We start from the raw sequence: 25,588 nt of genomic DNA, 5'->3' as shown, positions 1-25,588 counted from the left end.
GCCATTGCGCACCCGTAGCGGGTAGTTCGGATCGTCTGCCGAAAGGGTTTCCGACCATTGCACCTGGGTGTTGCCCTTCAGTTCGCTGGTAACGCCATAGGGAATCGCCCATGGCCGATGCAGCGCCCATACATGCCGTCCCTGGGCGCTGTCCAGGTACTGGAAGCGCACGATCCAGCCGTCGCCGTCACGCTCCAGATGGCGCACCTGGGCCTGGCAGAAAATCTGCGCACCGTGATTGCAGGCGTCCGGCAGGTAGTTCATCAGGGTGGTGTTCTTGGCCTTGTTGTTACAGCCCCAGACGCAGTCGCCACAGTGGTTGCACGGCAGTTGCTCGACCCCGACGTGGTTGAGGTTGTTGGGCAACTTGGCGAAGGTCACGTTGATCGGCGGCTTGTAGAAACGCGCCTCCTGCTTGAGAAAGTCCGCGGACTTCTGGTTGGCCTGGAGCCGGGCCAGGGAAACACAAACTGTGGAAAAAGTGCCAACCGGCGGCAGCCCGGGAGTGCAGCTATAGGCGGGCGCGCTGGTTGGTGGCGCGGCGGCGGGTGCGTCGAGGGAGAAAGGCGCGGATCGCAGAAGCCTGTGATAAACGACAGTCCATTGCCTGAGCTCCCGGGAACCGGATGTGGATAAGTAACTGCCAAGTCCTTGTGGCATCAGTGAAGACAGGCCACTTGCCAGTGTCAAGGCAGCCATTAGAACTGTATGAAATTTGATCTATTGCCGCACAAGCCATGGATTACAAGGGGTGCAGCCTTCGACGAACACCTTATCCACACCTTGGCCCACAGCAACTGTGGGCAAGTTCCTCTGGCATGGGGATATTTCGCCGGGCAATGGCAATAAAATCCGTGACTTATGAAGAAAGTGCTGTTTCACAAGGTATTGATCATTTTTTGAACACAGCCATCAAAGCCACGTATTCAGAGGGCTACAGAGGAAGGCGAACACCTTATCCACAGAACGGCCAACAGACTTTGGGGGCAACTCGGGTGCACTAGTCGGGCACTGTGGAAAACCGCCAAAAGCCGCGCATTATCAGGGGCACGCCAGGATATTCTGCGGAAAAACCAGCATTTGGTCGTTTTTTGAACAAAATCTTGAAAGCCCCGTTCTGCAAGGGATACAGCGCTAAGCGAACATCTTATCCACAGAAGCGCCAACAGACTTTGGGGGCAACTGCTGTGCAAAAGTCTGCCCGAGGGTTTTCCCATCATGGAAAAAACGCCATAAAAAACCCCGACTTAGCCTGATCAAAAATCGTACAGGCGGCGCCAGGGCCTGCTGAACAAGGGCTGGAGCGAGGCGCGAACACCTTATCCACAGGTCCGCACACAGGGATTGTGAGTAACCCTACCCCCCTGTCGCGAAAGACGGCCGGAAATTGTGCAAAACCGCGCTGGCCTCTTCGCCGGCAAGCCGGTTCCTACAGGGCATGGGTACATTTCCCTCCCGTAGGAGCTGGCTTGCCAGCGAACAGCGGTGCCAGGGGTTGTGCATAACCCTGGGGTCAGCGCACTACGCCTTCTTCGATGAGCAATTTGAGAATGGCTTCGGCACCCGCCTCAGGGCTGACGCCCTTGAGTACCTGGCCGGTGCCGCCGCTGGCCTTGGCGGTAGCGGCTTTCATGCGGTCGGCGCCGCTCTTGGCCTTGATCACTTTCAGGCGCTTGGGGCGCGGCTTGGCCGGTTGCAGGCTGGAGCCTGTGAACAACTCGTCCTCCACCACCAGCACCTGGTCGGTTTCGAGCACGCCCCGGCGCGCCGGGCCGTAGGCGCTCTGGCGCGGCTTGGGTGCGGCGTTATCCACAGTGGCGAGGAATGGCAGGCGCACCTTGAGCCGGCGTCGCTGGCCGCGAGGCAAGGCTTGCAGGACATGGGCCACGCCATCGCCCAGGGACTCGACCTGGGCCAGCCCCACCACCAGCGGCCAGCCGAGGTTTTCCGCCAGCAGGAATGGCAGCATCCCCGAGCCCTCGCCGGTTTCCGCCTGGCTGCCGGTGAGCACCACCTGGGCGCCGGCATGACGCAGGTACTGGGTCAGTGCCGGCAGGGCATCGGCGCCCGCCGGCTGCTCCAGCACATGCAGCTGTTCAAGGCCCATGCCCAGGTAGGCGCGCAGGGCCGGTTCGGCTACATCGCCGGCATGCAGCACCTGCAACTGCGCACCGGCCAGTTGCAGGCCCAGTTCCACTGCCCGGGCATCCTGTTCGGCACGCCGCGGGCGGCCGGAGGTGGGGTGGGCGCCAATCGAAATCAGGCTGATTACATTGCTGTGCATAACATCCCCTTAAGCCGCATCGCGCTTGGCGTCGTTGCGGTAGGCCGCTACCGCCGCGATCAAGGCCTTGAGAATCTCCGCGCTGTCGCCAATCACCGACAGGTCGGCACGCTTGATCATGTCGCAACCCGGGTCGAGGTTGATCGCCACCACCTTGTCGCAGGCACCAATGCCCTGCAGGTGCTGGATCGCTCCGGAAATCCCCACCGCCACATAGACCCGCGCGGTGACCCAGATACCACTGGCCCCCACTTGCCGGTCGCGGGCCATGAAGCCGTCGTCCACCGCCACCCGCGAAGCGCCTTCGGTGGCCCCCAGGGCGGCGGCGGTCTGGTGAAACAGCGGCCAGTCCTTGACCCCGTTGCCCCCGGAAAAGATGAATTCGGCCTCGGCCATGGGAATCGCCGCCGGGTCCACCGCCACCGCGCCCAGGTCTTCGATCCGCGCCAGGCTGCGGGCCACGCTTGTGGATAACTCCACCGGCAAGGCTTCGTGGCGGGTTTCGCTGACCGGCTCCGCGCATTCGGCGGCGGCCAGGATCAAGCGCGCCACCGGCCGCGCCAGGTCCTGCAGGCCGGCGCCGGCACGACCGATGCACTGCCCGTCCTTGACCTGCCAGACCCGGGTCGCCGGGCGTTCGCCCAGGGCAGCGGCAAGGCGCCGGCCCAGTTCGCCGCCGCCGGTGCGGCTGTCGGGCAGCAGCCAGTGACGCGGGCTGAACTGGTTATCCACAGCCCGCAGGCCCTGCACCCGTTGCTCCGGTGCATAACCTTCGAACTCGCTGCCTTGCAGCACCAGCAGGCGGTCGACACCCGCGGTGGCGAAGGCCGATTCCTTGTGCTCGCCGAACACCACCGCCAGCACCGCGCCGTCCTGGCCCGCCAGCTGATGGGCCAGGCCCAGCAGGTCGCGGTCGTGGCTGCTCAGGCGGCCACCGACCATGTCCGGCACCACGCTGATGTAGAACGCCGGCTGCGCCACTTGATGCAGCGGCAACTGCACCTCGGCCGCTGCCGTGCGCTTGGCGCTGCCGCCCTGCTGGGCGCCACTGCGGTCGATGCGCTTGAGGCCGTTAGGGCCGATGAAACCGATGCCGTGGGGGTTCTTGCGGATCAGGCCATTGGGCCCCATCCAGCTGTGTTGCGCCGGCTGCATGGCCGCGTGCAGCGGGTGCAGGCGGTTGCGGGCGATCCACTCGGCCCGGGGATCGCGGCGGATAATGTCGCTCATCAGTGCACCTCCGCAGGTTCAGGTTTCACCGACGCCGGCGCTTTGCTCGGGGCGGCGTCTTCGAGCAAGGCATCGGCTACCAGTTCGGCGATGTCCTTGATCATCGGCCGCGGCTCCACCACCCCTTCGAGCATCGCCGTGCACTGTGGACAACCCACGGCCACCAGCTCGGCGCCGGTTTCGCGGATGTCCTGCATGCGCATGTCGGGAATCCGTTGCTTGCCCGGAATGTCGGTGATCGGCGCGCCGCCGCCACCGCCGCAGCAACGGGAACGGAAGCCCGAGCGCTGCATTTCCTTGATCTCGATGCCCAGGGCCCGCAGTACCTCGCGCGGCGCTTCGTATTCCCCGTTGTAACGGCCCAGGTAGCAGGGGTCGTGGTAGGTCACGCTATTGCCTTTGTGCTGGCCCAGATTGAGGGTACCGGCACCAATCAACTCGGCCAGGTAGGTGCTGTGGTGCTGCACCAGGTAGTTGCCATCGAAGGCGCCGTACTCGTTCTTCAGCATATGGAAACTGTGGGGATCGCAGGTGACGATGCGCTTGAAGCGGTACTTGGCCAGGGTCTGGATGTTGCGCTTGGCCAGCAGCTGGAAAGTCGCTTCGTCGCCCAGGCGCCGGGCCACGTCACCGCTGTCGCGCTCTTCCAGACCGAGCACGGCGAAGTCCACCTTGGCCGCCTTGAGCACTTTGACAAAGGCCCGCAGGGTGCGCTGGTTGCGCATGTCGAAGGCGCCGTCGCCGACCCAGAACAGCACGTCAGTGCTTTGTTTGTCGCTGAGCAGGGACAGGTTCAGGTCCGCCGCCCAGTTCATCCGCCCGCCGGGGTTGAAGCCGCCGGGGTTGTCGGTGGCAATGAGGTTTTCCAGGACCTCGGCGCCCTTGTTCGGCGTGGCGCCCTTCTCCAGGGTCAGATGGCGACGCATGTCGACGATGGCATCGACGTGTTCGATCATCATCGGGCATTCCTCGACACAGGCCCGGCAGGTGGTGCAGGACCACAGGGTCTCGGCGTCCACCAGGCCGTTGACGATGGGCTGGTGCGGGTTGCCGCCGTGTTCGCCGATGGCCTTGCCAGGGTACGGGCTGCCAGCGAACTGCGCGTCGGTACCGCCGGCCAGGCCGACCACCATGTCCTGGATCAGTTTCTTCGGGTTCAGCGGCTGGCCGGCGGCGAAGGCCGGGCACGCCGCCTCGCACTTGCCGCACTGCACGCAGGCGTCGAAGCCCAGTAACTGGTTCCAGGTGAAGTCCTTGGGCTTTTCCACCCCCAAAGGCGCGTTCGGGTCTTCCAGGTCCAACGGTTTGAGGCCGGTGGAGCGTCCGCCACCAAAGCGCTCGGCGCGCCGGTGCCAGGCCAGGTGCAGGGCGCCAGCGAAGGCGTGCTTCATCGGCCCGCCCCAGGTCATGCCGAAGAACAGCTCGGACACGCCCCAGAGCACACCCAGCGCAAGCAGCGCCGCCAGCAGCCAGCCACCGAAGTTTTCCGGAAGGATCCCGGCCACCGGCAGGGTCGCCACGAAGAAGCTCACGGAGAATGCCAGCAGGCTTTTGGGCAGGCGCATCCACGGCCCTTTGGACAGCCGCGCCGGCGGGTTGCGCCGGCGCTTGGCGACGAACAGCGCGCCGACGAACATCAGCGTGGTGGCCAGCAGCAAGGCATAACCCAGGATGCGGTTGTGCAGGCCGAAACCGTGCACCAGGATCGCCAGCACGGCGGCCAGGACAAAGCCCCCCGCCGTGGCCACGTGGGTGTTGGCCATGTATTTGTCCCGGGCCACCACGTGGTGCAGATCCACCATGTAGCGCTTGGGCATGGCCAGCAGGCCGCCAATCAGATCGACCTTGGAGGCTCGCCCCCGGCGCCACATGGCCACGCGTCGCAGCGCGCCAAGGACCGCAAGGCCGATGGCGGCGAACAACAGAATGGGAAGAAGGGTGTTCAACATGGTGGAGCTCCCAAAGACCTGGGGCCTTGTAGGAGCTGGCTTGCCAGCGATCAGGCAGCACGCGGTATCTCGCCAGTGCCGATCGCCGGCAAGCCGGCTCCTACAGGAAGTGGCTTAGAAATCCTTGCACAGGCGCAGTGCGTCGTAGATCGCGGCATGGGTGTTGCGCTGGGACACGCAGTCGCCGATGCGGAACAACAGGTAGCCCTCCCCCGTCTCGCTCAGGCACGGCTGCGGCTTGATCGCGAACAGCGCCTCGACGTCCATCTGGCCCTTGTTGCGCGAACCTTCCTTGAGCCCGTAGTAGAGCTCTTCGTCAGGACGCACGCCGTTTTCCACCACCACCTGGTCCACCACCCGTTCTTCCCGGGCGCCGGTGTATTCGTTCTCCAGCACCGCCACCAGCTTGTCGCCCTCGCGGTAGACCTTCTCCAGGGTCAGGTCCCCGGTCATGATCACTTCCTTGGGGTACAGGCTGCGGTAGTAGGTAGGGAACGAGGTGCCGCCCACGGCGATGCCCGGCTTGATGTCGTCGGTGACGATTTCCACTTGCGAACCCTTGTCGGCGATGAAGTCGGTGACCGACATGCCGGTGAACTCACAGATGGTGTCGTACACCAGCACGTTCTTGCCCGGTGCCACCTTGCCGTCGAGGATGTCCCAGCTGCTGACCACCAACCCTTCGTCGGCGCCCCAGTGCTCGTTCTGCTCGATGAACGGATGGCCGCCCACGGCCAGCACCACCACGTCGGGGCGCAGGTCGAGGATGGTCGCGGTGTCCGCCGCGGTGCCCAGGCGCAGGTCGACTTTCAGGCGCGCCAGCTCCAGCTGATACCAGCGGGTGATACCGGCGATCTGATCCCGTTGCGGGGCCTTGGAGGCGGTGGTGATCTGCCCGCCAATGGCTTCCTTCTTCTCGAACAGGGTCACGTCGTGGCCGCGTTCGGCGGCGACGCGAGCGGCTTCCATACCGGCAGGACCGGCACCGACCACCACCACCTTGCGCTTGATGCCGGTGGTTTTCTCGATGATGTGCGGCACGCCCATGTATTCACGGGACGTGGCGGCGTTCTGGATGCACAGCACGTCCAGGCCCTGGTACTGGCGGTCGATGCAGTAGTTGGCGCCGACGCACTGCTTGATCTGGTCGATCTGGCCCATCTTGATCTTGGCGATCAGGTGCGGGTCGGCCATGTGCGCGCGGGTCATGCCCACCATGTCGACGTAACCGCCTTCGAGAATCCGCGTGGCCTGGTTCGGGTCCTTGATGTTCTGTGCGTGCAGCACCGGCACCTTGACCACTTCCTTGATGCCCGCCGCCAGGTGCAGGAACGGCTCCGGCGGGAAGCTCATGTTGGGGATCACGTTGGCCAGGGTGTTGTGGGTGTCGCAGCCCGAACCCACCACGCCGATGAAGTCCAGCATGCCGGTGTCGTCGTAATACTTGGCGATCTGCTTCATGTCCTCATGGGACAGGCCGTCCGGGTGGAACTCGTCGCCGCACAGGCGCATGCCCACGCAGAAATCGTCGCCCACTTCAGCGCGTACCGCCTTGAGCACTTCCAGGCCGAAACGCATGCGTTTCTCGAAGGTGCCGCCCCATTCGTCGGTGCGTTTGTTGACCCGTGGGCTCCAGAACTGGTCGATCATGTGCTGGTGCACCGCCGACAGCTCGACACCGTCCAGGCCACCGGCCTTGGCCCGGCGCGCGGCCTGGGCGTAGTTGCCGATCACCCGCCAGATCTCCTCCGGCTCGATGGTCTTGCAGGTGGCGCGGTGCACTGGCTCGCGCACCCCGGACGGCGACATCAGGGTCGGCCAGTTGAAACCGTCCCAGCGCGAGCGCCGGCCCATGTGGGTAATCTGGATCATGATCTTGGCGCCATGCTTGTGCATGGCGTCGGCCAGGTTCTGGAAATGCGGGATGATCCGGTCGGTGGACAGGTTCACCGAGCTCCACCACTCCTGTGGGCTGTCGATGGCCACCACCGAGGAACCGCCACAGATCGCCAGGCCGATGCCGCCCTTGGCCTTTTCCTCGTAGTACTTCACATACCGTTCGGTCGTCATGCCACCGTCGGTAGCGTAGACCTCGGCGTGCGCAGTGCTCAGCACACGGTTGCGGATGGTCAGTTTGCCGATCTGGATCGGCTGGAACATCGCTTCGAAAGCCATTTTTCTTAACTCCGCTTACAACGGTTTGACGACGAACAGGCCATCGTCGTGGCCTTCTTCGGAACCACCGTAAACCTGCTCTGCCACGGTGCGGATCTTGCTGCCACGGGCCGCCAGGATCTGGTCCATGGCACCGGCGAACCAGCCGGTGAACATGTAGTCCACCTTGCGCCCGACCTTGCCGTACACGTAGACGAAGGCCGAGTGTTCGAGCTTGACGCTGGCGGTGCCTTTATCCAGGTCGATGTCCTGGATCTTGAACAGGCCCCAGCCGCGCTGGGACAGGCGCTTCATGTAGTGCTCGAACACCGCGACGCCTTCCAGGCCGTGGCATTCGGCTTCTTTTTCACACCAGTGCCAGGCGGACTTGTAGCCGGCCTTGTAGAGGATCTCGGCGTAGGCATCGGCGCCCAACACCTCCTCGATGCCCATGTGGTTGTTGACGAAGAAATGCCGTGGCACGTAGAGCATCGGCAGGGCGTCGGAGGTCCAGACACCGGTTTCGCTGTCGACTTCGATAGGCAATTGCGGGGCGATCTTGGCCATGTTTCAAAACTCCGGAATTCTGTGGATAAGTACGTCTGTAGCCGCTGCCGCAGGCTGCGAAAAGGCTCGAAGAGCCTTCCGAGGGCCGCAAGAGCGCGTCTCCTTCGGAGCCGATCGCAGCCTGCGGCAGCGGCTACAGGAATGTGCTGTGGGGGGGGTGGCCTTATTCGCCCCAGACGTCCTTCAGGACGCTGACCCAGTTCTCGCCCATGATCTTGCGCACCACGCGCTCGCTGTGGCCGCGCTTGAGTAGGGTCTCGGTGAGGTTGGGGAACTCGCCCACGGTGCGAATGCCCAGGGGATTGATGATCTTGCCGAAGTTGGTCAGGCGCCGGGCGTAGCCCTTGTCGTGGGTCAGGTATTCGAAGAAGTCCTGGCCATGGCCCTGGGTGAAGTCGGTGCCGATGCCAATCGAATCTTCACCGACGATGTTCATGGTGTATTCGATGGCTTCGGCGTAGTCGTCGATGGTCGAATCGATGCCCTTGGCCAGGAACGGCGCGAACATGGTCACGCCGACGAAACCGCCGTGGTCGGCGATGAATTTCAGTTCGGCATCGGACTTGTTGCGCGGGTGCTCCTTGAGCCCCGACGGCAGGCAGTGGGAGTAGCAGACCGGCTTCTTGGATTCGAGGATCACTTCCTCGCTGGTCTTGGAACCAACGTGAGACAGGTCGCACATGACCCCGACGCGGTTCATCTCGGCGACGATCTCGCGGCCGAACCCGGAGAGCCCGCCATCACGCTCGTAGCAGCCGGTGCCCACCAGGTTCTGGGTGTTGTAGCACATCTGCACGATGCCCACGCCCAGCTGTTTGAACACCTCGACGTAGCCGATCTGGTCTTCGAAGGCATGGGCATTCTGGAAGCCGAAGAGGATGCCGGTCTTGCCCAGCTCCTTGGCCTTGCGAATGTCCGCGGTGGTGCGCACGGGCATCACCAGGTCGCTGTTTTCGCGTATCAGCTTCTGGCTGGAGGCAATGTTGTTGATCGTGGCCTGGAAACCTTCCCAAACCGACACGGTGCAGTTGGCTGCGGTCAGGCCGCCCTTGCGCATGTCCTCGAACAGCTCGCGGTTCCACTTGGCAATGATCAGCCCGTCGATAACGATGCTGTCGGCGTGTAGTTCGGCTGGGCTCATCAGGCTGTCCCCTTATTGGCGATTCATGCGCCGAATCGTCTGCCGGCGCTTTGGGGTCAGCATATGCTTGAGGGCCGGGGCGCCTGGGTGCAAAAACGACAGGGGAATTGCCGAAAGCGTCAAGCGCCGACAAAGGGCCGGACGGAGGGCATGGGTGGCCTCTGTTCTTTGCCCGGGGCTTGCGCCAGAATTCGCCGCTTCAACGAAAGCGTCACTGGATGAGGGCAGCGCTGCAATGAAACCGATCTTCCTGGCCTTGTTACTGATAACGACAGGCGTACAGGCGGCCGAAGAGGCCGACAACACGCCCTGCGACGGCGTGGAAAACGACGTGCAGACCCTGGAATGCGCGACCTACAACAGGACCACCGCCGAACAGTTGCTGGGCGACAACGTGCAGAGCCTGCTGGAGCGCCTGGGCACCCTCTATGGCAGCGACAAAGGGCAACTGGCCGACATCAGCGCCAAGGTCAAAAATGCCCAGCAACTGTGGCAGAAGCAGCGCGACGCCGACTGCGCGATGGAGTCCTTTCCGGCCAAGCCCGGCACCAAGGCCTACACCATCGCCACCAATGACTGCCTGGCGCGCATGAGCGACGAACGCTCGGAGTTCATCGAATCCATCGCCCAGGAATGACCCGCCACCGCTAGGAGCGGGCCGGCCCGCGAAAAGCGCTCTGGCGAACCGGTTGTGGTGGCTGCGAGCGTTTCGCGAGCAAGCTCGCTCCTACAGGTCAGCGCCGGGTCAGGCGCCACCGCGAAAGCACGAGACGCCCCAGGCGGTGAGTTTGAACGGCAGGTGGTAGTGCTGGCGCGGATCATCCAGGCCGAAGCGGTACGCCAGCACCTCGAGGAAGGGCACCGGCGGCAGCGCCTGGCCTTGCTCGCGATAGAACGCCGCCACGTCCAGCTCCACTTCGTAGACGCCCTGGCCGAAGCTCGCCGACCGCTCGGCAAGCTCGCTCAGCAAGCCGTTGCCGGCAATTCGCCCTGCGCAGAGCAGCTCGCCGCCCAGGCGGCGCACCCGCACCGCCATGCCTTCGGCCACCTTGCCGCTGGCGACGTCCACCACATGGATGGATAGGCCGCCGTTCATTTCCAGAAGCCCTTGTGCGCCAGCGCGGCCTCGCTCTCAAGCATCGGCCCGAACACCGGGATCTGCCGCTGCCCACGGGCGAACACTTCGCGGCACGGCAGGGAAAAGGTCGGGTTTTCCGGGTGGGCGCCGGTCAACTCCAGCAGCTCATGTTCGGACAAGGCGTAGACCACCCGACCAATGCCGGTCCAGTAGATGGCCCCGGCGCACATGCAGCAGGGCTCGGCGCTGGTGTACAGGGTGCACTCGGCCAGGGCCTGGGGGCTGAGGCGCTTGGCCGCCAGCGCCGCTGCCGCCAGTTCGGCGTGCTGGGTCGGGTCGCCTTCGGGGGGCATCGAGTTGTTGCCGGCGCTGGCGATGACCTTGCCGTCGCGATCGGCCACCAGGGCGGCGAACGGATGACGGCCGCGGGCCTTGGCCTCTTCGGCGAGCTGGATGCTCTGGCGCAGCAAGTGCAGGTCCAGTTCGGTGACGCCGGCAGGGATGGAAGAAAGAATCTGGGTCATCTTGACCTCCTTTTCATGGGCAGGAGCCGCCACAGCAATGGCGGCGAGAAAAACGTCAGTCATTGAGCTCGACATGGGCTGCCAGCACCTGGGTGGCGGCCTCACGGGGGTTGAGCAGCAGGTTGAGAACGATGGCGGTGATGGCGCCAAGGAAGATGCCGCTTTCCAGCACCAGCCTGAGGGGACCGTGCAGATGGGCGAACAGCGCCGGGAAGGACATCGGCAGCACCCCGACGCTGACCGACACCGCCACCACGATGGCGTTGCGCGTACCTTCGAACGGCACCCGCGACAGTTCCTGGATGCCGGCCACTGTAGTCATGCCGAACATCACGATGGCGCAGCCGCCAAGCACCGGGGTCGGCACCGCGGCCACCAGGGCACCCAGCTTGGGAAACAGCCCCATGAGCACCATGATTGCCCCGGCCGCAGCCACCACGAAGCGGCTCTTGACCCTGGACAGCGCGATCAGCCCGGTGTTCTGGGTAAAGGCGTTGTAGGGAAAGCTATTGAACAGCCCGCCGAGCAGGGTCGACAGGCCATCGGCGCGGAACGCATCGCCTAGGGTGCGCTGGGTGGTCGGCTTGCCGGTGAGCTTGCCGATGGCCAGGCAGTTGCCAGTGGTCTCGGCCATGATCACCAGCATCGCCAGAGTCATGATCAGGATCGGCACCAGGGAAAACTGTGGAGCCCCAAACGCCATGGGCCGGCTCAGTTCGAACCAGGCCGCCTGGCTCACCTGGGCAAAGTCGGTCATGCCGAACGCCGCGGCGATCAGGCTGCCCACCAGCAAGCCGATGAGCACGCTGAGGTTGCCGATAAAGCCCGAGAACTTGCCGTAGATCACCAGCGTCACCGCTACCGTGGCCAGCCCCAGCAGCAGGTTGGCCGGCGCGCCAAAATCGTCCGCCGCGGGGTTGCCGCCGCCGAGCCAGATCGCCGCTGCCGGCATCAGGGAAATGCCGATGATGGTGATCAGGCTGCCGATCACTACGGGCGGGAAAAACCGCAGCAAACGGCTGAACAGCGGCGCCAGGGCAATGGTGATGAGGCCTGCGGCGATCACCGCGCCGAACACCTCGGTCAGGCCGAACTGCTTGCCGATCATGATCATCGGTGCCAGGGCGATGAACGAACAGCCCTGGATCAACGGCAGCCGCGCCCCAAAACGCCAGAACCCCAAGGTCTGGACCAGGGTGGCGATGCCCGAGGTCAGCAGGTTGGCGTTGATCAATAGCACCACCTGCGCCGGGGTCAGGCCCAGGGCATTGCCTAGAATCAACGGCACCGCCACCGCACCGGCATACATCACCAGCACATGCTGCAGGCCGAAGGTGAACAGCTGGCGGACGGGCAGTACCTCGTCCACGGGATGCACGCGGGAAATTGTCATGTCGCAGGTCTCCTGAAGGTGCAGCTTTTGCTTTTGTTTTGGCAGGCATCCGGGGCAAGCGCCGCCGGCAGGAAGTACGGACGTCGGGGCCATGATCTGTGCTTGAATACGATGAAACAAATGAGCAGCCATCGTTTTTAACGATGGATCAGACAGCCCTCTTCCAGGGCCGGGAGCCGCGATGCGCTTTTCGCTGGATCAACTGCAGATGTTCGTACAGGCCGCGCAAAGCGGCTCGTTCTCGGCCGCCGCACGCAAGCTGGGCAAGACCCAGTCCACGGTCAGTGTGGCCATCGGCAACCTGGAGGCGGACCTGGGGGTCGAGCTGTTCGACCGCAGCGCTCGCAGCCCGGTGCTGACGGCCACCGGGCAGAAGATGCTGCTGCAGGCTGAGGCGGTGCTGGAGCGCTGCCTGACCCTGCAGGCCAACGCCGACTGCCTGTCGCAGGTGGTGGAGCCACACCTGTCGATCGTCATCGAAACCCCCTATGGCCCGCTGATGCCGGCCCTGCGGGAGTTCGAACAGGCCTTTCCCTATGTCGACCTGCTGATCCGCCACCCGCTGTCCGGGGACGCCAGCGAGCTGGTGGCCCGGGGTGAGGCGGTGCTGGGCATCGCCTTCTCGCAACCGGGCTACCCCCAGGAGCTGGAGTTCCAGCAATTGGGCAAGCTGATCATGTTGCACGTCTGCCACCCGGACCACCCGCTGGCGCAGCTCGACAGCGTGACCTTCGACGACCTGCATGTGCACCGGCGCCTGGCCTTCAGCGCCCACGCCAACAAGCTGCCCAGCAGCGAATACCTGCGCTCCACCCAGCTGTGGCAGGCGGAAAACTACCTGGCGCTGCTGGAAATGGTCCGCGCCGGCCTGGGCTGGGCCACCCTGCCGCGGCAACTGATCCAGCGTGAACTGGCCAAGGGCGAGCTGGTGGAACTGCAACTGGGGGCCTACCCCCATACCGACTGGCTGATCGGCGTCGACCTGCTTTGGGCCCGACAACGGGTGATGGGCAAGGCCGAGCGCTGGCTCAAGGAGCGGCTGCTGCGCCAGAAGGTGTACGAGGTGGACCGGCGCGGGCAGTCCACGACCTGGTAATGCTGGCGCGGGCAACAAAGGGACAAGGTTCTGCACTTGGCCGGGCAGGAAATATAAGCAAGGATTCGCATTCCTTATAAAAGACTTATATAGTCCGCCATGAACGAGATCCTCTGGAGTAGAAAAGCGGTCAAGCAGTTGATGCGACTGCACCACGAGCATCAGGTCCAGGTTCGCGATGCGATTGCCCTGCTGGCCGACATGCCCGCCAGTGGCAACGTCAAAGCCCTGTCCGGCCACACTTATGCCTATCGTCTTCGGGTCGGGCAGTACCGGGTCCTGTTCGACTGGGACGGAGCCATACACATCGTCAGTGTTCAAGAGGTCAAGAAACGTGATGAACGTACCTACTGACATCCAGATCATCCACGGCCCGGACGGCAGCCCGGCATTCGTGGTGATTCCCTACGCGCAGTACATGGCGCAATACAAGGAAGCCGATCTGATACCCCATGACGTGGTCAGCCGCATGGTCGACGGCGCCACACCGATACGCGCCTGGCGCGAGCACCTGCACCTCACCCAGGACGAAGTCGCCAGGCGCCTGGGGATCTCCCAGCCGGCCTTTGCCCAGCAGGAAAGCGTCGCCCGGCCGCGCCGGGCCACCCGGGAAAAGATCGCCGCCGCCTTCGGCATACGCGCCGACCAGCTGGAGCTGTAAGCTGCGCCTCACTCACTGATTGAAAGGGTTCCCCATGAGCATCTGCGGTATCGAGATCAAAGGCAGCGAAGCCATCTTCGCCCTCGCCACCCTGCAAGACGGCGCGGTGCAACACCAGCCGCTGGCCACCAAGAAAATCGCCCTGGAAGACGATGACGAGGCCGCCAACGTCAAGGCCTTCGCCAGCCAGGTCGGGGCCTTCGTGCGCGAACACGGGATCACCCGCATCGCCATCAAGAAGCGCAGCAAGAAAGGCGAGTTCGCCGGCGGCCCCACCACCTTCAAGATCGAAGGCGTGTTTCAGTTGCTGGAGAATTGCGAGGTGACCCTGCTGTCGCCCCAGACCATCAACGCCCAGTACAAGAAGCACGGCTTCGCTCTGGCCGCGAGCCTCAACAAATACCAGCACGAAGCCTACAAAGCCGCCTGCGCCGCCCTGCTGAAAAAGTAACCGTAGGAGCCGGCTGGCCGGCGCTACCGAGCCCGAGTCAAGCCAGCTCGCGGCCGCCGCCCGACGGGCGCCGGTCTTCCCGCGGGCACCGCACGAAACGCGCGCGGTAACTGCGGGTGAAGTAGGACGGCGATTCAAACCCGCAGGCAATGCTCACCTCCAGCACGCTCATGTCGGTCTGGCGCAGCAGTTTGCGGGCTTTCTCCAGGCGCAGGCCCAGGTAGAAATTGCTCGGGGTGTCGTTGAGGTGCAGGCGGAACAGGCGCTCCAGCTGGCGCCGGGTGACCTTGATCGACTCGGCCAGGGCCAGGGTGCTCAGGGGCGGTTCGCTGTGCTGTTCCATTTCGCCGATCACCTGCACCAGCTTCTTGTTGCTGATGCCGTAGCGGCTGGCGACTTCCATGCGCTGGTGATCCTTGCGCGGGCGGATGCGCCCCAGCACGAACTGCTCGCTGACCTGGACCGCCAGTTGCGGGCCGTGGGCCTGGGCGATCAGGTCGAGCATCATGTCGATGGACGCCGTGCCGCCGGCACAGGTGATGCGCCGTCGATCGATCTCGAACAGCTCCTGGGTCACGCTCAGTTGCGGGTAGGACTCCTTGAAGGCCTCGATGGCCTCCCAGTGCAAGGTCACCCGGTGCCCCTCCAGCAAACCGCTCTCGGCAAGGATCACGCTACCTGTGTCGATCCCGCCCAGGGTCACGCCCTCCACCTCCAGCCGCCGCAACCAGTGCTCCAGGGCCGGGGTGAGAAACTTCAGCGGCTCGAAACCGGCCACCACCCACAAGGTCGCGCCTTTCTTCAGCGGCTCCAGGGCCGCATCGACATTCACCGACATGCCATTGCTGGCCAGCACCGCGCCGCCGTCGGCGCTCAGCACATGCCAGCGGTACAGCTCGCCACGAAAGCGGTTGGCCACCCGTAGCGGCTCGATGGCCGAGATGAAACCGATGGCGGAAAACCCCGGCATCAGTAGGAAATAGAAGTCCTGGGACATGCAACGCACTCCGGTGACGGCCAGCGTGGGCCTTGTGATACGCCAAATGCCCCCGTGCCACAAGGGGGCAGGTCGCTGCAGTGCAAGAGTCGGTCGCCGCTGTGCGCTTGCCACCGGCGGCGCCTGCGTACCTTGGCAACACCTGCGCACAAAGACGCCGGGACCGACAATAACGACCTGCCGAGGAAAGCATCATGAAACGACTGATCAGCAACTGTGTGCTTGCGCTTAGTGGTAGCGTTTTTCTGAGCAGCGGGGCCCTGGCCGCCGATGCCGCCAGTTGCCAGAACGTGCGCCTGGGCGTGGTCAACTGGACCGACGTGATCGCCACCAGCGCCCTGACCCAGGTCCTGCTCGACGGCCTCGGCTACAAGACCAAGCAGACCAGTGCTTCCCAGCAGATCATCTTCGCCGGCATCCGTGACCAGCGCCTGGACCTGTTCCTGGGCTACTGGAACCCGCTGATGACCCAGACCATCACCCCCTTCGTCGACGCCAACCAGGTCAAGGTCCTGGCCGAACCGAGCCTCAAGGACGCCCGCGCCACCCTGGCCGTGCCGGCCTACCTGGCGGACAAGGGGCTGAAGACCTTTGCCGACATCGCCAGGTTCCAGAAGGAACTGGGGGGCAAGATCTACGGCATCGAACCGGGTTCGGGAGCCAATACCCAGATCAAGGAAATGATCGCCAAGAACCAGTTCGGCCTGGGCAAGTTCCAGTTGGTGGAGTCCAGTGAGGCGGGCATGTTGTCGGCGGTGGCCCGAGCGGTGAAACGCAACGAGGCCATCGTGTTCTTCGGCTGGGCGCCGCACCCGATGAACGTCAACTTCAAGATGATCTACCTCAGCGGCAGCGAAAACGCCCTGGGGCCCAACGAAGGCCAGGCCACGGTGTGGACCGTCACCGCGCCTAACTACGCCGAGCAGTGCCCGAACGTGCACCGGCTGTTGACCAACCTGACCTTCAGCGCCGAAGACGAGAGCCGCATGATGCAGCCGCTGCTGGATCACAAGGATGCCCTGGAATCCGCGCGGCAATGGCTCAAGGACCACCCGCAGGACCAGCAGCGCTGGCTGGAAGGGGTCACCACCTTCGATGGCAAGCCGGCCGCCGAACACCTGCAACTGACCAGCAAATAAGCCACCGCCACTGCCGCCCCGCAGCCCGCCCTGGGCTGCGCACGGCCACCTCACGCCCTCAGCAAACACGCCTGTAAGGAACCGCACCATGAACCACGACGTCATCATCACCTGCGCACTCACCGGTGCTGGCGACACGACCGCCAAGAGCCCGCACGTGCCGGTCACCCCGAAACAGATCGCCGCGGCCGCCGTAGAAGCCGCCAAGGCCGGCGCCACCGTGGTGCACTGCCATGTGCGCGACCCCGCCACCGGCAAGTTCAGCCGCGATGTGGCGCTGTACCGCGAAGTGATGGAGCGGATCCGCGAGGCCGACATCGACATCATCGTCAACCTCACCGCCGGCATGGGCGGCGACCTGGAGATCGGCGGCGGCGAGAACCCCATGGAGTTCGGCCCCAACACCGACCTGGTCGGCCCCTTGACCCGCCTGGCCCACGTCGAGGAACTGCTGCCGGAGATCTGCACCCTGGACTGCGGCACCCTGAACTTCGGCGACGGCGACACCATCTACGTCTCCACCCCGGCCCAGCTGCGGGCCGGCGCCAAGCGTATCCAGGAGCTGGGAGTGAAGGCCGAGCTGGAAATCTTCGACACCGGGCACCTGTGGTTCGCCAAGCAGATGATCAAGGAAGGCCTGCTGGACAACCCGCTGTTCCAGCTGTGCCTGGGCATTCCCTGGGGCGCCCCGGCGGACACTACCACCATGAAGGCCATGGTCGACAACCTGCCGGCGGACGCGGTCTGGGCCGGCTTCGGGATTGGCCGCATGCAAATGCCCATGGCCGCGCAAGCGGTGCTGCTGGGGGGCAACGTGCGGGTCGGCCTGGAAGACAACCTGTGGCTGGATCGCGGCGTGCTCGCCACCAACGGCCAACTGGTGGAACGGGCCACGGAAATCCTCAGCCGCCTCGGCGCCCGGGTCCTGACCCCGGCCGAAGGCCGCCAGAAAATGGGCCTGAAGCAACGCGGCTGACCCCAATCCACCTCTCCCCCCGTAGGAGCGAGCTTGCTCGCGAAGAGGCCGTCACATCCGAGCTCGTAGCAGCCGGCGTGCCGGCGAAGGGGCCCGCAAGGCCGCCAATAGCTTCGCTGGCAAGCCAGCTCCTACGAACTCTTTATCCAGGAAGACGCGATGACTTTTATCACCAACATCAAAACTTTCGCCGCCCTGGGCAGTGGCGTGATCGGCAGCGGCTGGGTGGCCCGTGCCCTGGCCCACGGCCTCGACGTAGTGGCCTGGGACCCGGCGCCCGGCGCCGAAGCGGCCCTGCGCAAGCGCGTCGCCAATGCCTGGGGCGCGCTGGAAAAACAAGGGCTGGCCCCCGGAGCATCACAACAGCGCCTGCGCTTCGTCGACACCATCGAGGAATGCGTGAAGGATGCCGACTTCATCCAGGAAAGCGCTCCCGAACGCCTGGAGCTCAAGCTGGAACTGCACAGCAGAATCAGCGCCGCGGCCAAGCCTGAGGCGCTGATCGGCTCCAGCACCTCGGGCCTTTTGCCCAGCGAATTCTACGAGGGCTCGACCCACCCGGAACGCTGCGTGGTGGGCCACCCGTTCAACCCGGTGTACCTGCTGCCACTGGTGGAGGTGGTGGGCGGCAAACGCACCGCGCCCGAAGCGGTCCAGGCCGCGATCAAGGTCTATGAATCCCTGGGGATGCGCGCCCTTCACGTGCGCAAGGAAGTCCCGGGGTTCATCGCCGACCGTCTTCTCGAAGCGCTGTGGCGCGAGGCCCTGCACCTGGTCAACGACGGCGTGGCGACCACCGGGGAAATCGACGATGCGATCCGCTTTGGCGCCGGCCTGCGCTGGTCGTTCATGGGCACCTTCCTCACCTACACCCTGGCGGGCGGCGACGCCGGCATGCGCCACTTCATGGCCCAGTTCGGCCCGGCGCTGCAACTGCCCTGGACCTACCTGCCGGCCCCGGAGCTGACCGACAAGCTGATCGACGACGTGGTCGAAGGCACCGCCGAGCAACTGGGCACCCACAGCATTGCGGCCCTGGAGCGCTATCGTGATGACTGCCTGCTGGCGGTGCTGGAGGCGGTGAAAACCACCAAGGCCAAGCACGGCATGCACTTTCACGACTAACCCAACCCCGTAGGAACTGGCTTGCCGGCGAACGGGCCGCCAAGCCAGGCGCAAACCCAACGGACGCCTTCGCCGGCAAGCCGGCTCCTACCGTTATCCGGTGACCTTATGCCTGCCCTGACCACCTACAGCACCCGCATCATCAGCGACTGGGTCGATTACAACGGCCATCTGCGCGATGCCTTCTACCTGCTGATCTTCAGCTATGCCACTGACGCCCTGATGGATCGCCTGGGGCTCGACAGTGACAACCGCGAAGCCAGCGGCCACTCGCTGTTCACCCTGGAACTGCACCTGAACTACCTGCATGAGGTGAAGCTCGACACCGAGGTCGAAGTGCGCACCCAGATCATCGGCCACGATCGCAAGCGCCTGCACCTCTACCACAGCCTGCACAGACTCGATGATCCCCGGGAGCTGGCAGGCAACGAGCAAATGCTGCTCCACGTCGACCTGGCCGGGCCGCGTTCGGCGCCGTTCAGCGAGCCGGTGCTGCAACGCCTGCAAACCCTGGCCGCCGAGCAGGCGGACCTGCCGCGCCCGGCCTGCCTCGGCCGGGTGATCGCCCTGCCCGCGGAAAAATAGCCCTCAGAAGAAAAGGAGATCGCCGTGAACACCGCCGCCCTTGCCGACTACCGCAGTTACCCGTTGATCAGCGCACTGGCCACTGTCCAGGTCCTGCCGGACCGGCTCCAGGTGCACTGGGCCGACGGCCGTCTCAGCCCTTTTCATCATCAATGGCTGCGGGACAACTGCCCTTGCCCGCAATGCGTCTACAGCGTGACCCGCGAACAGGTGCTGGAAATCGTCGATGTTGCCGAAGACCTCGAGTGCAGCGCCGCACGCATTGATGCCGACGGCTGCCTGAACCTCGACTGGGCGGACGGCCACCGCAGCCGCTTCGACCCCGGCTGGCTGCGGGCCCATGCCTATGATCGACAGTCGCGCGAAGAACGGCAGGCCGCCAAGGCCCGGCACTCGCTGTGGGACGCCAGCCTGCAACTGCCCGAGTTCCAGTACCAGGCGCTGATGGAGGACCCCCAGGTGCTGCTGCAATGGCTGCTGGCCCTGCGCGATACCGGCCTGACCCAGGTCCGTGGCGCGCCCACCGAACCCGGCTCGCTGGCCCTGATTGCGCGGCGTATTTCGTTTATCCGCGAAAGCAATTTCGGCGTGCTGTTCAACGTGCAGTCCAAGGCCGATGCCGACAGCAACGCCTACACCGCCTTCAATCTGCCGCTGCACAGCGACCTGCCGACCCGCGAGCTGCAACCGGGGCTGCAATTCCTGCATTGCCTGGTGAATGACGCGGTAGGCGGCGAAAGCATTTTCGTCGACGGCTTCGCCATTGCCGACGCCCTGCGCCGGGAAGACCCCGAGGCGTTCCGCGCCCTGTGCGAAATTCCCGTGGAGTTTCGCAACAAGGACCGCCACAGCGACTACCGCTGCCTGGCGCCGGTCATCGCCCTGGATGCCCGGGGCCAGGTCGCGGAAATCCGCATGGCCAATTTCCTGCGTGGCCCCTTCGACACCACGGAAGAACAGATGCCCCGGCTGTACCGCGCCTACCGGCGCTTTATCGCCCTGACCCGCGAAGCAAGGTTCCGGGTCATTCGCCGCCTGGACCCGGGCCAGCTCTGGTGCTTCGACAACCGCCGCACCCTGCACGCGCGCAACGCCTTCGACCCGGCCAGCGGCGCCCGGCACTTCCAGGGCTGCTACATCGACCGCGACGAACTGCTCTCCAGAATCCTGGTGCTGCAGCGCTGATCCTCACCCCACCCGCCCCGGCTCCCCCCGTGGGAGCCGGCTTGCCGGCGAAACTTGCCGGAGAGCTTTGCACAGGCAAAAAAAAGCCCCGATCAAGCCGTGACAGGATCGAGGCAGGGACTACTTCTGAGGAGCTGCGGTGAGAAGGTGACCAAACCGACACGACGCGAGCTGGTTTCAGTCTGCCCACTCTGCCTTCCCGCGAGTTAGCCGAGAGCGACCTGCTCATAGGTAATAGGGCCACTGCCACGCCTTCAGATGTCCTCGGTATACAGCACCACCGTCACATAGAAATAGCCGATCTTGTGCCAATCCTGGCGCCGGTTGTAGGGCGTCTCTTCAGAGCCCATGCCAATCTGGTAATTACGCCCGGTCTTTCTATCCCTATAGGAAATGAAACCCTTCGTTTCCCAGCCGCAGCAGACAAACCTGAGCCCCTCCTGAACCCCCAACTCCCGCCGCAGATAGCGCTCTACCTCATGGGCATCCTTACCTTTGACCCGGTAACTGGCAGTCAGCGGTGCGCCCTGATCCTGGGGCTTCGACTCACAACGGAAAAACTCCAGGGACTTCGGTGGGTCGGTCATGGCCTTCAGAAAATCGCCGCACTCGGGAGCTGCCAGAGCGGCGCCGGAAACCATCAACAACAAACAGGCGAACCCCATTCTGAACATCACTTTCATCCACTCCAGCTCCATGGCTTGCCACTCGGCAGCCATCCTACCGAACACCCAGCGCTTGCACAGAGAGTCTTTGCGCGGCAGGAGCGCTCATTACCCCCCCCTTCAGGCAAGCCCGAGGCCTCACAAGCAAGCGCCGCAAGACTTGATTGCGCCGCCTTTTCCCAACGCTGTGGCAACCGGCCATGGCCATCGACTTAGCCGAAAACGACCTGTTCATAGGTAAACGGGCCATCGCGACAATCTGCCCTTGCCGCCACCCGGACGCCCTACCAGAATCGGCTCACGACCACGCTCCCTGAACAAGGATAAGAGTCATGATGCACGCGGATCTGATTGACCAGGACGACCTGCTGGGACAACTCCGGGCCCTGGGTTTCGAAATGCCCGCAGGTGCCAGCGCCGAGCAGGCCTGCGAATGTGCGGTAAGGGGCTTGAGCGATGCACGGGCCAAGGCGCTCAAGGGCATGGTCGAGCAGATGCTCACCGGCAATGCGACCATCCTGCCTGCCGTACGCCAGGCCATCGACCGCCAACTACTGCCGGCCCTGGCCGAGTACCAGCAGCAAAAACGCGCGTGAACGCCCCCGGGGCCCGGGCGGGTTGCTAAAGTGGGTTTCCTCCACAAACCACAGGCCCGCTCATGACCCCCATTGAACCTGGTTCATCCGCCAACGCTGGCGGGTGGCTGCAATTGCGCCAGGGCCTGTGGCCCGATTGCCCGCAGGATGAACACCAGGCCGAAATCCAGCAGATTCTGGCCGAGCCCCAGCGCTACGGCTGCTGGCTGGCCTGCACCGAGAACGGTGAGGCCGTGGGCCTGGCCGAGGCTGCATTGCGCCACGACTACGTCAACGGCACCGACAGCTCCCCCGTGGTCTTTCTTGAAGGTATCTATGTGGCCCCCGGGCATCGTCGCCAGGGCATTGCCCAGCGCCTGATCGAGCAGGTCGCCTATTGGGGGCAACAACAGGGATGCGTGGAAATGGCCTCGGACACCAGCCTCGACAACCTGGCCAGCCAGGATCTGCACCACGCGCTGGGTTTCGAGGAAACCGAGCGCGTGGTGTATTTCAAGAAACGCCTGTGACTACAGGCGCACGCTGGCGAAGGTCGATTCGTTGCGTGCCTGGCTCAGGGCCGACAATGGCCCGGACAGCGGCGCCAAAACCATGGCTTGCGGCAGCGGCATCATCGCCACCTGCTGGGTGGTGTTGGAACCGATGCGCTCGTCACGCGGTGGAATGCCGAAGTACTCGCGGTAGCACTTGGAGAAGTGCGGCGTGGAGACAAAACCACAGACCGACGCCACTTCGATGATCGACATGGGAGTCTGCTTGAGCAGTTGCCGGGCGCGGATCAGCCGCAGCTTGAGGTAGTAGCGCGACGGCGAGCAATGCAGGTACTTCTGGAACAGCCGCTCCAGCTGTCGCCGGGACACGGCGACGTACACCGCCAGTTCGTCGAGGTCGATCGGCTCTTCGAGGTTGGCTTCCATCAGGGCGACGATTTCCTGCAGCTTGGGCTGGTTGGTGCCCAGCATGTGCTTGAGGGGTACGCGCTGGTGATCCTGCTCGTTGCGGATGCGCTCGTAGACGAACATTTCCGAGATCGCCGCCGACAGCTCGCGGCCATGATCGCGGCTGATCAGGTGCAGCATCATGTCCAGCGGCGCGGTGCCGCCGGAGCTGGTGAAGCGGTTGCGGTCGAGGGTGAACAGACGGGTGCTCATGGCCACCCGGGGAAAGGCTTCCTGCATCGACGCCAGGCATTCCCAGTGCACGCTGCAATCGAAGCCGTCCAGCAGGCCGGCGCAGGCCAGGGCCCAGCTGCCGGTACACACCGCACCCAGACGGCGCGACTGGCGGGCCTGGCTCTGCAGCCAGGACACATGTTCGCGGGTGACGGTGCGCTGGATACCGATACCGCCGCAGACAATCACGGTATCGAGGCTGGGGGCTTTGTGCATCGCGGCATCGGGGGTGATCTGCAGACCGTCACTGGCCCAGACCTGGCCACCATCGACGCTGAGGGTGGTCCAGCGATACAGCTCGCGACCGGACAGTTGGTTGGCCATGCGCAGGGGTTCGACTGCGGAGGCCAGGGAAATCAGCGTGAAATTGTCCAGCAGCAGAAAGCCGATGGATTGAGGCGCACGGTTCTGGGGTTGGGCCCCGGAGTTGAACGACGTCATCGCGATATCTCCTCACACAAAGCGGGTGATGGCCTCAGGCGGAGGCTCTTTTTATGTGCCCTGTTCCTCAAGGGAGACGGGCTTGATATTCACAGAGCAATTGCCATGCCTAAAGTTGAATGGGCATTCAATAACTCCTGAAAACGACGTCGCGACGTGTCTACATAGCCCTTGTCAATGTGCGGATAAGAAGCGCCGCCGTCGGCGTGCGGTGGCCAGGCCCAGAGAGCTGTGAGCAGTTAGGTAGCACTTGCGCGGCAGGCACTTCGCACAGGGGCGGGCGAGTGTCACTCAAAGCACAACCGGGCCACGGGCACGGGGGCTGCCCGGCCCGGTTGGCGACTTGTCTATTCACGACGCGCTAAAAGGTGGCGCGCCCCTGGGCATGTGAGCGATTTGTGCGCGCCGGCAATCAGCACTCCACGGCGCTGACCGCCAGGCCGCCACGGGAGGTTTCCTTGTATTTGTCGTGCATGTCGGCGCCGGTATCACGCATGGTGCGAATCACCCGGTCCAGGGAAATGAAATGCTGGCCATCGCCGCGCAAGGCCATTTGCGCGGCATTGATCGCCTTCACCGCGGCAATCGCGTTGCGCTCGATGCACGGCACCTGCACCAGCCCGCCCACCGGATCACAGGTCAGGCCGAGGTTGTGCTCCAGGCCGATCTCCGCGGCGTTGCACAACTGTTCCGGGGTCGCCCCGAGAATTTCCGCCAGCCCGGCCGCCGCCATGGCGCAGGCCGAACCCACTTCACCCTGGCAGCCGACTTCGGCACCGGAGATGGAGGCGTTCTTCTTGCACAGGATGCCGATGGCCGCCGCGCCGAGAAAGAAATCCACCACGTTGGCGTCGGTGACGTCTTCGCTGAACTTCATGAAGTAATGCAGCACCGCCGGAATGATCCCCGCCGCGCCGTTGGTGGGGGCGGTGACCATGCGTCCGCCGGCGGCGTTCTCTTCGTTCACCGCCAGGGCAAACAGGTTGACCCACTCCATGGCGCTGAGGGTGGAGCCGATCACATTGGGCTTGTTCAGTTCCTGCAGGCTACGGTGCAACTTGGCCGCGCGGCGACGCACATTGAGCCCGCCAGGCAGGATGCCCTCGTGCTTGAGCCCCTGTTCCACGCAGTCCTGCATGGCACGCCAGAGCGCCATCAGGCCGCTGCGAATTTCCTCTTCCGAACGCCAGACCTTCTCGTTGGCCAGCATCAGTTCGGCGACCCGCAGGTTGTGCTTCTGGCACAGGCCCAGCAGTTCCACCGCACTGGAAAAATCGTAAGGCAGCTCGCTGCGGTCCAGGTCCGCCACACCGCTGTCGGCCTGGGCCTGGTCGACGACAAAACCGCCGCCCACCGAATAGTAGGTATCGCGGTGCAGCTCACCCTCTTCGCCCGCGGCCACCAGGGTCATGGCGTTGGGATGGAATGGCAGGTTGCGGTCCACCAGCTGCATGTCCCGGGCCCAGATGAAAGGCACTGGCAGCCGCCCGTCCAGCAACAGGGTGTCGGTTTCCCGCAGCAGCTCGATGCGCGTGCCGATCAGCGACGGGTCGATCGCGTCCGGCCACTCCCCCATCAGGCCCATGATCACCGCGTTGTCGCTGCCATGGCCGATGCCGGTGGCGGACAGCGAACCGAAGAGCTGCACCTCGACCCGGCGTACCTGCTCCAGCAGTTGCCTTTCCTTTAATACCTGGACGAACAAAGCCGCTGCGCGCATGGGCCCGACCGTGTGGGAACTGGAGGGGCCGATGCCGATCTTGAACAGGTCGAAAACACTGATAGCCATTGCTGCGTAACTCCTGGTTGAGCACTGTCCGGGCGCCGGAAACGCCCTCTGACGGAGCTGCTACGCTCAAGCTGCAATCCGCCGAGAAGGGCGCATCATCAGGCTTTTGCCAAGGCCCGCGACGTCTGACACCGACTCACTCATGCCCACTAACGCCGCCAGGCGCAACGCAGGGGTTTTGGGCGTTTTTTGCGGCTCAGTTGTAGGAAAAATCGCCCGAAAACACTGTAAGCGACCTCACCGACACTGGATGCGACCCTCCCTGTACTGGATACGACGCACCCTGTAGGCGACAGATTTTCACTGGTACATGATCAGTCTCGACTCGATTGCAAGGCACGGTGGTAGAGCTGTTCCCGACACACCAACCGCCACACTTATAAGCGCGGT

General features: G+C 64.2%; 25 protein-coding genes and 1 pseudogene. 12 read left to right on the top strand and 14 right to left on the bottom strand.

The features are described 5' to 3' along the window. Positions 1-141: 141 nt before the first annotated feature. From A9971_RS19605 to A9971_RS19575, 7 genes and pseudogenes are all read right to left on the bottom strand, one after another. Positions 142-444 (bottom strand): annotated as a pseudogene (locus tag A9971_RS19605) (GMC family oxidoreductase N-terminal domain-containing protein); the annotation flags it as partial. A gap of 1,069 nt (positions 445-1,513) precedes the next feature. Beyond that, a complete protein-coding gene (locus A9971_RS19600) occupies positions 1,514-2,284 on the bottom strand; it encodes an electron transfer flavoprotein subunit beta (RefSeq protein WP_011063912.1) in 771 nt (256 codons plus the stop codon). A 9-nt stretch (positions 2,285-2,293) separates the two neighbouring features. Continuing rightward, on the bottom strand, positions 2,294-3,514 hold the full coding sequence (locus tag A9971_RS19595) for an electron transfer flavoprotein subunit alpha/FixB family protein (RefSeq protein WP_041120168.1): 1,221 nt from the start codon (positions 3,512-3,514) through the stop codon (positions 2,294-2,296). Continuing rightward, positions 3,514-5,463, bottom strand: a complete 1,950-nt coding sequence (gene dgcB / locus A9971_RS19590; RefSeq protein ID WP_183001132.1) for a dimethylglycine demethylation protein DgcB — start codon at positions 5,461-5,463, stop codon at positions 3,514-3,516. The genes A9971_RS19595 and dgcB overlap by 1 nt, the downstream gene beginning before the upstream one ends. 114 nt (positions 5,464-5,577) lie before the next feature. Next, the gene (gene dgcA, locus A9971_RS19585) at positions 5,578-7,638 is read right to left on the bottom strand and encodes a dimethylglycine demethylation protein DgcA (protein WP_123431066.1); all 2,061 of its coding nucleotides are present in this window, start codon (positions 7,636-7,638) and stop codon (positions 5,578-5,580) included. A gap of 15 nt (positions 7,639-7,653) precedes the next feature. Beyond that, positions 7,654-8,184 (bottom strand): 4-vinyl reductase, encoded by a 531-nt coding sequence (locus A9971_RS19580; RefSeq protein ID WP_011063916.1) that lies wholly within the window; start codon positions 8,182-8,184, stop codon positions 7,654-7,656. 163 nt (positions 8,185-8,347) lie between these two features. Further along, the gene (locus A9971_RS19575; RefSeq protein WP_053160273.1) at positions 8,348-9,325 is read right to left on the bottom strand and encodes a dipeptidase; all 978 of its coding nucleotides are present in this window, start codon (positions 9,323-9,325) and stop codon (positions 8,348-8,350) included. Between the two features lie 235 nt (positions 9,326-9,560). Between A9971_RS19575 and A9971_RS19570 the strand changes: the two genes are divergently transcribed. Beyond that, entirely contained in the window at positions 9,561-9,962 is a 402-nt protein-coding gene (locus tag A9971_RS19570; protein WP_019095253.1) for a lysozyme inhibitor LprI family protein, read from the top strand. Between the two features lie 108 nt (positions 9,963-10,070). Here the strand turns inward: A9971_RS19570 and A9971_RS19565 are convergent, their stop codons facing one another. The 3 genes from A9971_RS19565 to A9971_RS19555 are packed head-to-tail and all read right to left on the bottom strand — an operon-like array spanning position 10,071 to position 12,320. Beyond that, complete coding sequence (locus A9971_RS19565) at positions 10,071-10,421, bottom strand: hydroxyisourate hydrolase (protein ID WP_015637310.1); 351 nt, start codon at positions 10,419-10,421, stop codon at positions 10,071-10,073. Then, the gene (locus A9971_RS19560; protein WP_123431067.1) at positions 10,418-10,927 is read right to left on the bottom strand and encodes a nucleoside deaminase; all 510 of its coding nucleotides are present in this window, start codon (positions 10,925-10,927) and stop codon (positions 10,418-10,420) included. Before A9971_RS19560 ends, A9971_RS19565 begins: the two co-directional genes overlap by 4 nt. A 55-nt stretch (positions 10,928-10,982) precedes the next feature. After that, on the bottom strand, positions 10,983-12,320 hold the full coding sequence (locus tag A9971_RS19555; RefSeq protein WP_183001134.1) for a nucleobase:cation symporter-2 family protein: 1,338 nt from the start codon (positions 12,318-12,320) through the stop codon (positions 10,983-10,985). Between the two features lie 181 nt (positions 12,321-12,501). Between A9971_RS19555 and A9971_RS19550 the strand changes: the two genes are divergently transcribed. The 4 genes from A9971_RS19550 (at position 12,502) to A9971_RS19535 (ending at position 14,528) form a co-directional block, all read left to right on the top strand. After that, positions 12,502-13,416 (top strand): LysR family transcriptional regulator, encoded by a 915-nt coding sequence (locus tag A9971_RS19550; RefSeq protein WP_011063922.1) that lies wholly within the window; start codon positions 12,502-12,504, stop codon positions 13,414-13,416. 99 nt (positions 13,417-13,515) lie between these two features. Beyond that, complete coding sequence (locus A9971_RS19545; RefSeq protein ID WP_011063923.1) at positions 13,516-13,770, top strand: type II toxin-antitoxin system RelE/ParE family toxin; 255 nt, start codon at positions 13,516-13,518, stop codon at positions 13,768-13,770. Further along, the gene (locus tag A9971_RS19540) at positions 13,754-14,077 is read left to right on the top strand and encodes a helix-turn-helix domain-containing protein (protein WP_015637312.1); all 324 of its coding nucleotides are present in this window, start codon (positions 13,754-13,756) and stop codon (positions 14,075-14,077) included. Before A9971_RS19545 ends, A9971_RS19540 begins: the two co-directional genes overlap by 17 nt. 34 nt (positions 14,078-14,111) lie before the next feature. Next, the gene (locus tag A9971_RS19535) at positions 14,112-14,528 is read left to right on the top strand and encodes a DUF3010 family protein (protein WP_011063925.1); all 417 of its coding nucleotides are present in this window, start codon (positions 14,112-14,114) and stop codon (positions 14,526-14,528) included. Positions 14,529-14,565: 37 nt separating this feature from the next. Here A9971_RS19535 and A9971_RS19530 read toward each other — a convergent pair whose 3' ends face one another. Then, positions 14,566-15,525, bottom strand: coding sequence for a GlxA family transcriptional regulator (locus tag A9971_RS19530; RefSeq protein WP_015637314.1), 960 nt, complete (start codon positions 15,523-15,525; stop codon positions 14,566-14,568). 194 nt (positions 15,526-15,719) lie between these two features. Between A9971_RS19530 and A9971_RS19525 the strand changes: the two genes are divergently transcribed. From A9971_RS19525 to A9971_RS19505, 5 genes are all read left to right on the top strand, one after another. Then, positions 15,720-16,664, top strand: coding sequence for a choline ABC transporter substrate-binding protein (locus A9971_RS19525; protein WP_183001136.1), 945 nt, complete (start codon positions 15,720-15,722; stop codon positions 16,662-16,664). Between the two features lie 88 nt (positions 16,665-16,752). After that, entirely contained in the window at positions 16,753-17,640 is an 888-nt protein-coding gene (locus A9971_RS19520; RefSeq protein WP_019095257.1) for a 3-keto-5-aminohexanoate cleavage protein, read from the top strand. Between the two features lie 159 nt (positions 17,641-17,799). After that, positions 17,800-18,765, top strand: coding sequence for an L-carnitine dehydrogenase (locus A9971_RS19515; RefSeq protein ID WP_015637316.1), 966 nt, complete (start codon positions 17,800-17,802; stop codon positions 18,763-18,765). 108 nt (positions 18,766-18,873) lie between these two features. Beyond that, the gene (locus A9971_RS19510) at positions 18,874-19,350 is read left to right on the top strand and encodes a thioesterase family protein (protein WP_015637317.1); all 477 of its coding nucleotides are present in this window, start codon (positions 18,874-18,876) and stop codon (positions 19,348-19,350) included. Between the two features lie 24 nt (positions 19,351-19,374). Beyond that, complete coding sequence (locus A9971_RS19505; RefSeq protein WP_123431070.1) at positions 19,375-20,535, top strand: gamma-butyrobetaine dioxygenase; 1,161 nt, start codon at positions 19,375-19,377, stop codon at positions 20,533-20,535. Between the two features lie 254 nt (positions 20,536-20,789). Here the strand turns inward: A9971_RS19505 and A9971_RS19500 are convergent, their stop codons facing one another. Beyond that, positions 20,790-21,218, bottom strand: a complete 429-nt coding sequence (locus A9971_RS19500; protein ID WP_173476976.1) for a DUF4952 domain-containing protein — start codon at positions 21,216-21,218, stop codon at positions 20,790-20,792. A gap of 314 nt (positions 21,219-21,532) precedes the next feature. On the opposite strand from A9971_RS19500, the gene A9971_RS19495 reads away from it, so the two are divergent. Continuing rightward, the gene (locus tag A9971_RS19495) at positions 21,533-21,796 is read left to right on the top strand and encodes a hypothetical protein (protein WP_015637320.1); all 264 of its coding nucleotides are present in this window, start codon (positions 21,533-21,535) and stop codon (positions 21,794-21,796) included. Between the two features lie 62 nt (positions 21,797-21,858). Then, the gene (aac(6'), locus tag A9971_RS19490) at positions 21,859-22,305 is read left to right on the top strand and encodes an aminoglycoside 6'-N-acetyltransferase (RefSeq protein ID WP_019095262.1); all 447 of its coding nucleotides are present in this window, start codon (positions 21,859-21,861) and stop codon (positions 22,303-22,305) included. On the opposite strand, the gene A9971_RS19485 is transcribed toward aac(6'), so the two are convergent. Beyond that, positions 22,306-23,409 (bottom strand): GlxA family transcriptional regulator, encoded by a 1,104-nt coding sequence (locus tag A9971_RS19485; protein WP_011063935.1) that lies wholly within the window; start codon positions 23,407-23,409, stop codon positions 22,306-22,308. Between the two features lie 412 nt (positions 23,410-23,821). Continuing rightward, positions 23,822-25,198: an L-serine ammonia-lyase gene (locus A9971_RS19480; RefSeq protein WP_011063936.1), complete on the bottom strand. Its 1,377-nt coding sequence runs from the start codon at positions 25,196-25,198 to the stop codon at positions 23,822-23,824. Between the last annotated feature and the right edge of the window lie 390 nt (positions 25,199-25,588).

The organism is Pseudomonas sp. UME65 (assembly GCF_014170225.1).
In the GTDB taxonomy this organism is placed as follows: Bacteria; Pseudomonadota; Gammaproteobacteria; order Pseudomonadales; family Pseudomonadaceae; genus Aquipseudomonas; species Aquipseudomonas protegens.
This window is presented reverse-complemented; position numbering and strand designations above follow the sequence as displayed.

Coding starts and splice junctions, on each gene's coding strand:
- A9971_RS19600 (WP_011063912.1), bottom strand. CDS start 2,284: ATGCACAGCAATGTAATCAGCCTGATTTCGATTGGCGCCCACCCCACC.
- A9971_RS19595 (WP_041120168.1), bottom strand. CDS start 3,514: ATGAGCGACATTATCCGCCGCGATCCCCGGGCCGAGTGGATCGCCCGC.
- dgcB (WP_183001132.1), bottom strand. CDS start 5,463: ATGTTGAACACCCTTCTTCCCATTCTGTTGTTCGCCGCCATCGGCCTT.
- dgcA (WP_123431066.1), bottom strand. CDS start 7,638: ATGGCTTTCGAAGCGATGTTCCAGCCGATCCAGATCGGCAAACTGACC.
- A9971_RS19580 (WP_011063916.1), bottom strand. CDS start 8,184: ATGGCCAAGATCGCCCCGCAATTGCCTATCGAAGTCGACAGCGAAACC.
- A9971_RS19575 (WP_053160273.1), bottom strand. CDS start 9,325: ATGAGCCCAGCCGAACTACACGCCGACAGCATCGTTATCGACGGGCTG.
- A9971_RS19570 (WP_019095253.1), top strand. CDS start 9,561: ATGAAACCGATCTTCCTGGCCTTGTTACTGATAACGACAGGCGTACAG.
- A9971_RS19565 (WP_015637310.1), bottom strand. CDS start 10,421: ATGAACGGCGGCCTATCCATCCATGTGGTGGACGTCGCCAGCGGCAAG.
- A9971_RS19560 (WP_123431067.1), bottom strand. CDS start 10,927: ATGACCCAGATTCTTTCTTCCATCCCTGCCGGCGTCACCGAACTGGAC.
- A9971_RS19555 (WP_183001134.1), bottom strand. CDS start 12,320: ATGACAATTTCCCGCGTGCATCCCGTGGACGAGGTACTGCCCGTCCGC.
- A9971_RS19550 (WP_011063922.1), top strand. CDS start 12,502: ATGCGCTTTTCGCTGGATCAACTGCAGATGTTCGTACAGGCCGCGCAA.
- A9971_RS19545 (WP_011063923.1), top strand. CDS start 13,516: ATGAACGAGATCCTCTGGAGTAGAAAAGCGGTCAAGCAGTTGATGCGA.
- A9971_RS19540 (WP_015637312.1), top strand. CDS start 13,754: ATGAACGTACCTACTGACATCCAGATCATCCACGGCCCGGACGGCAGC.
- A9971_RS19535 (WP_011063925.1), top strand. CDS start 14,112: ATGAGCATCTGCGGTATCGAGATCAAAGGCAGCGAAGCCATCTTCGCC.
- A9971_RS19530 (WP_015637314.1), bottom strand. CDS start 15,525: ATGTCCCAGGACTTCTATTTCCTACTGATGCCGGGGTTTTCCGCCATC.
- A9971_RS19525 (WP_183001136.1), top strand. CDS start 15,720: ATGAAACGACTGATCAGCAACTGTGTGCTTGCGCTTAGTGGTAGCGTT.
- A9971_RS19520 (WP_019095257.1), top strand. CDS start 16,753: ATGAACCACGACGTCATCATCACCTGCGCACTCACCGGTGCTGGCGAC.
- A9971_RS19515 (WP_015637316.1), top strand. CDS start 17,800: ATGACTTTTATCACCAACATCAAAACTTTCGCCGCCCTGGGCAGTGGC.
- A9971_RS19510 (WP_015637317.1), top strand. CDS start 18,874: ATGCCTGCCCTGACCACCTACAGCACCCGCATCATCAGCGACTGGGTC.
- A9971_RS19500 (WP_173476976.1), bottom strand. CDS start 21,218: ATGAAAGTGATGTTCAGAATGGGGTTCGCCTGTTTGTTGTTGATGGTT.
- A9971_RS19495 (WP_015637320.1), top strand. CDS start 21,533: ATGATGCACGCGGATCTGATTGACCAGGACGACCTGCTGGGACAACTC.
- A9971_RS19485 (WP_011063935.1), bottom strand. CDS start 23,409: ATGACGTCGTTCAACTCCGGGGCCCAACCCCAGAACCGTGCGCCTCAA.
- A9971_RS19480 (WP_011063936.1), bottom strand. CDS start 25,198: ATGGCTATCAGTGTTTTCGACCTGTTCAAGATCGGCATCGGCCCCTCC.